5 protein-coding genes are annotated in these 4,467 nt (G+C 63.4%); 1 reads left to right on the forward strand and 4 read right to left on the reverse strand.

Annotation, left to right across the window (positions count from 1 at the left end; genetic code table 11):
- Positions 1–283: 283 nt before the first annotated feature.
- The 4 genes from ACCD00_RS30175 to ACCD00_RS30190 are packed head-to-tail and all read right to left on the reverse strand — an operon-like array spanning position 284 to position 3,274.
- A complete protein-coding gene (locus ACCD00_RS30175; RefSeq protein ID WP_413428857.1) occupies positions 284–574 on the reverse strand; it encodes a (2Fe-2S)-binding protein in 291 nt (96 codons plus the stop codon).
- Positions 575–581: 7 nt separating this feature from the next.
- Entirely contained in the window at positions 582–1,376 is a 795-nt protein-coding gene (locus ACCD00_RS30180; protein WP_205887700.1) for an ABC transporter permease, read from the reverse strand.
- Positions 1,377–1,382: 6 nt separating this feature from the next.
- Positions 1,383–2,252 (reverse strand): ABC transporter permease, encoded by an 870-nt coding sequence (locus ACCD00_RS30185; RefSeq protein WP_413428858.1) that lies wholly within the window; start codon positions 2,250–2,252, stop codon positions 1,383–1,385.
- A complete protein-coding gene (locus tag ACCD00_RS30190; RefSeq protein ID WP_413428859.1) occupies positions 2,249–3,274 on the reverse strand; it encodes an ABC transporter ATP-binding protein in 1,026 nt (341 codons plus the stop codon). Before ACCD00_RS30190 ends, ACCD00_RS30185 begins: the two co-directional genes overlap by 4 nt.
- A 245-nt stretch (positions 3,275–3,519) precedes the next feature.
- Here ACCD00_RS30190 and ACCD00_RS30195 point away from each other — a divergent pair, with 245 nt between their 5' ends.
- The gene (locus tag ACCD00_RS30195) at positions 3,520–4,356 is read left to right on the forward strand and encodes an IclR family transcriptional regulator (protein ID WP_413428860.1); all 837 of its coding nucleotides are present in this window, start codon (positions 3,520–3,522) and stop codon (positions 4,354–4,356) included.
- Positions 4,357–4,467: the final 111 nt, after the last annotated feature.

The following is a 4,467-nucleotide window of genomic DNA, read 5'->3' on the forward strand; positions in this document are numbered from 1 at the left end:
TTTTTTTTTTTTTTTTTTGTGGTGGCGCGCGCCCCCCCTCCCTCCCCACCCCCCCAACCCCTCCCCCCGCCCCCCCCCCCCCCCCCCCCCCCCCCCCCCCCCCCCCCCCTCCCACAGTTGACGGAGGTTGCCCGCACTTTTTGTGCCCGACACTGTCCCCCTGTGGGAGCGGGCTTGCTCGCGAAGAGGGCGGCACATCCAGTAGAGATGTTGACTGGCAGATCGCTTTCGCTGGCAAGCCAGCCCCCACAGGGGATTGGGTTTCTGCAGATGGAATGCAGGTTCATATCGATCGCCCCGGTTCGCGGTTGATGTGTTGCCCGGCTTCCAGCAAGGTCGAGCACGCGCGCACCCGGCGGCCATCGTCCAGGCGCACCCAGCAGTCCTGGCAGGCGCCCATCAGGCAGAAGCCGGCGCGCGGTTCGGCGCTGAAGTCGCTGCCGCGCAGGTGTTCGCTGCAGGTCAGCACCGCCGTCAGCACTGTGTCGCCGAGCAAGCCGCTGGCCGGTTGGCCGTCGAGGGTAAAGTCCAGGACCGGGCGGTCGCCTTCGGCCAGTCGTTTCAGCAGAGCCATGGCGCCCTCATTGTTTGCCCACCAGGACCCGATCCAGGCCATACACCCGATCGAGCAGAATCATGGTCAGCGCGGTCAGCGCGATGACCAGCGCCGACACCGCCGCCATCATCGGATCGATTGACTCGGTGGCGTAGACGTACATGCGTACCGGCAGGGTTTGCGTGGCCGGCGAGGTGACGAAGATCGACAGGGTGACTTCGTCGAAACTGTTGATGAACGCCAGCAGCCAGCCTCCGGCGACTCCCGGCAGGATCATCGGCAAGGTGATCTGGCGGAACAGCGTGAAACGCCCGGCACCCAGGGATTGCGCGGCGTGTTCGGCACTGCGGTCCAGTCCGATGGCCGAGGCCAGCACCAGTCGCAGCACGTACGGCGTGATCACCAGCACATGGGCGAAGATCAGCCAGGCAAAGCTGCCGTTGACTCCCATCAGCGCAAACAAGCGCAGCAACGCCACACCCAGTACCAGGTGCGGAATGATGATTGGCGACAGAAACAGCCCGTTGAAAAAATCCCGGCCGGGAAACTCGAAACGGGTGATCGCCAGCGCCGCCGGCACCGCAATCAGCGTCGCCAGACTGGCCGCGCTGAACGCCAGGATCAGGCTGTTGTAGAACGCATCGACAAAGTCGGCACGCTCGAACACCGCCCGGAACCAGCGCAGGGAAAACTCGGTGGTCGGCAGGCTCAGGGTGTTCTCCGGAGTGAAGGCAACCAGGCACACCACCACCAGCGGTGCGAGCATGAACAACACCACCAGGGCGTGAAACAGCAGGGCGAAAGGACCGTTCCTGGACATGACGAATTATCCCAATGACTTCTTGTAGCGGCCTTCGATCATGCGGTTCCACGACAGCATGATCAGCAGGTTGATGAGCAGCAGGGCTACGGCGATGGCCGCACCCATGGGCCAGTTGAGTTCCGACAGGTACTGGTCGTAGATCAGCGTGGCGACCATCTTCAGGCGGCGTCCGCCGAGCAGGCCGGGAATGGCGAAGGAGCTGGCGGCAAGGCCGAACACGATCAAGGTGCCGGACAGGATCCCGGGCATGACCTGGGGCAGCACCACCTGACGAATCACCGTGAAGTGGCCGGCGCCCAGCGACAGCGCGGCTTGCTCGGCGGCCGGGTCGAGTTTCTGCAGCGAGGTCCACACCGGTATGATCATGAACGGCAGCATCACGTGAACCAGCGCAATCACCACTGCGAACGGCGTGTACAAAAGCTTCATCGGCGAGCCCCCGAGAGCTTGCAGGACCTGATTGACCAGGCCGTCGGCGCCGAGCAGCAGGCTCCAGCCGAAAGCGCGCACCACCACCGAGATCAACAGCGGGGTGAGGATCAGGATCAGGAAGATCGAGCGCCATGGCGTGCCCATGCGGCTGAGGATGTAAGCCTCGGGAACACCGATCAGCACGCAGAGCAGGGTGGTCAGCGCGCTGATCCACAGGGTGCGCAGGAAGATTTCGTAGAAGTACGGGTCGCCCAGCAGGCTGCCGTAGTGGTCGACGGTGTAGGCGTCGCTCTTGATCCCCGAGCCGTAGTCGAAGACGTTGAACGACAACAGCAGCGTCAGCATCAGCGGGATCACCAGCAGGCTGAAATACAATGTCAGGGCGGGGGCCGACAGCAAGTAACCCTGACGTCCCTGGTGAATGGCTGCGAGTGCACTCATGCCGTCACCTCGTCGACACTCAGCACCCGCAGCAGCGCCGCGTCCCAGTCCAGGCCGACCGACGTGCCTTCGCTCAATGGTGCCGAACCGTCATTGCGGCGCACCACGCAGAGTTCGCCGAGAGTCGTCGATACGCCGTACAGCCATTGGCTGCCGAGGAAGAAACGGCTGCTGACCTTGCCTTGCAAGCGACCGTGGCCTGCATCGCGCAGATCGATTTTCTCCGGGCGCAGGCTCAGGGTCAGGTCGCCATCGCCACGTTCGCACACCTGAACCACACCGGCCGTGTCGCGCTCGCCGGGCAGCAGGTTGGCTTTGCCGACGAACCCGGAAATGAACTCGGTACGCGGGTGTTCGTAGAGGGTGTAGGGCGCGTCGATCTGGGTGATGCGCCCGGCCTGCATCACCACCACGCGGTCGCTGATCGACAGGGCTTCGGACTGGTCGTGGGTGACCATCAACGTGGTAATGCCGACTTCGCGCTGGATGCGGCGGATCTCGAATTGCATCTCTTCGCGCAGATTGGCGTCGAGGTTGGACAGTGGTTCATCGAGCAGCAGCACCGGTGGCTGGATCACCAATGCCCGAGCCAGGGCGACACGCTGGCGCTGGCCGCCGGACAGCTCCCGTGGATAACGCTCCGCGTGCTGGTGCAGGCGCACCAGTTTGAGCACCCGCTCGACCCGTTGCCGGATCTCGGCGTTCGGCACCTTGCGCATGCGCAGACCGAAGGCGACGTTGTCCTTGACGGTCATGTGCGGGAACAGCGCGTAACTCTGGAACACCACGCCCAGGCCACGACTGGCGGGCTTGGCATGGGTGATGTCTCGACCGTCCAGGACGATGCGCCCGCTGGTGACTTCGACGAAGCCGGCGATCATTTGCAGGGTGGTGGTTTTACCGCATCCGGAGGGGCCGAGCAGGGAAACGAGTTCGCCTTTCTCCACCGAGAGGTCAGTGGCGACCACGGCGTCGATTTCGCCGTAGCGTTTGCCGAGTTTTTCAAGTTGCACAAAAGCCATGAGTGCGCCTCCACCTGAGATTGTTATGCGTCGCCCGAAGGCGCGCTTTCTTGTATGGGCAGATACGAAAAATGTTGCCGGGGTGCGTTGGCGCTCGACTTGAGTCGGCTGCCACTGTTGTTCGAATCGCCCCTGTCTGGACGCAGATTAGGACGAAGACTAGGATGGGCTCAATGGCCTATTTCACTGAAGCGATGACTATTTTCAGTTTCATTCGGTGAGTAAATTAATTGACGAGAAAATCCATGGCAGATTCCATTGAGCGGAATGAAAATAAAAATGAAGTCGGCGTAGGTGCCGTCTCAAGACTGTTTGCGGTGCTGCGTGCGCTGGGCGATACGGTCGAGGGTGGCGAACGCGTGACGCAACTGGCCCAGCACATCGGTTTGTCGCAACCGACCACCCACCGCTTGCTGCGCAGCCTGATGGACGAAGGCATGGTCGAGCAGGATGCGCGCAGCAAGCGCTATCGGCTCAGCCTGGACTTTTTCGCCCTGGCCGCCCGCGCGGGCAACAGCGGCAACCTGCGCGAACTGGTGCGCCCGGCACTGCTGCGGCTATCAGCGTCGCTGGGCGATTCGTTGTTTCTGCTGGCGCGCAGCGGTTTCGACGCGATCTGTCTGGACCGCAGCGAAGGGCCGTTTCCGATCCGCACCTTTACCGGTGACATCGGTGGGCGGGTGGCCTTGGGCGTGGGGCAGGGCAGCCTGGCGATTCTCGCGTTCCTGCCGGAAGAGGAACGCGACACAGTGATCCACTACAACTTGCCGCGGCTCAAGGACTTCCATCTGTATGACGAGGTGTTCCTGCGCTCGGAAGTCGAGAACGTGCGCAAGCTCGGTTACGCCGGGCGCAACACCGGCGTGCTGCAGGGCATGGCCGGGGTGGCGGTGCCGATTCTCGATCGCGAGGGCCGGGCGGTGGCGGCGTTGAGCGTGGCGACCGTAAGTGACCGCCTGGGGCCGGATCGGTTGCCGACGGTGGTGGAGATGCTCAAGCGCGAAGCAGCGTTGATCGGGCCAAGGATCAATCCGTTCGATCCGCTGCTGCGGCGGCCGTCGCAGGTGTTTGGACAGAATTGAAACCACCACAAGACCAAGTGTGGGGGGGGGGGGGGGGGGGGGGGGGGGGGGGGGGGGGGGGGATGGGTATGATATGGAGTGGGAGGGAGACGACCCGGCCCAGCCCCCACC

The organism is Pseudomonas sp. Pseusp3, from assembly GCF_047304225.1.
GTDB lineage: Bacteria > Pseudomonadota > Gammaproteobacteria > Pseudomonadales > Pseudomonadaceae > Aquipseudomonas > Aquipseudomonas fluorescens_CD.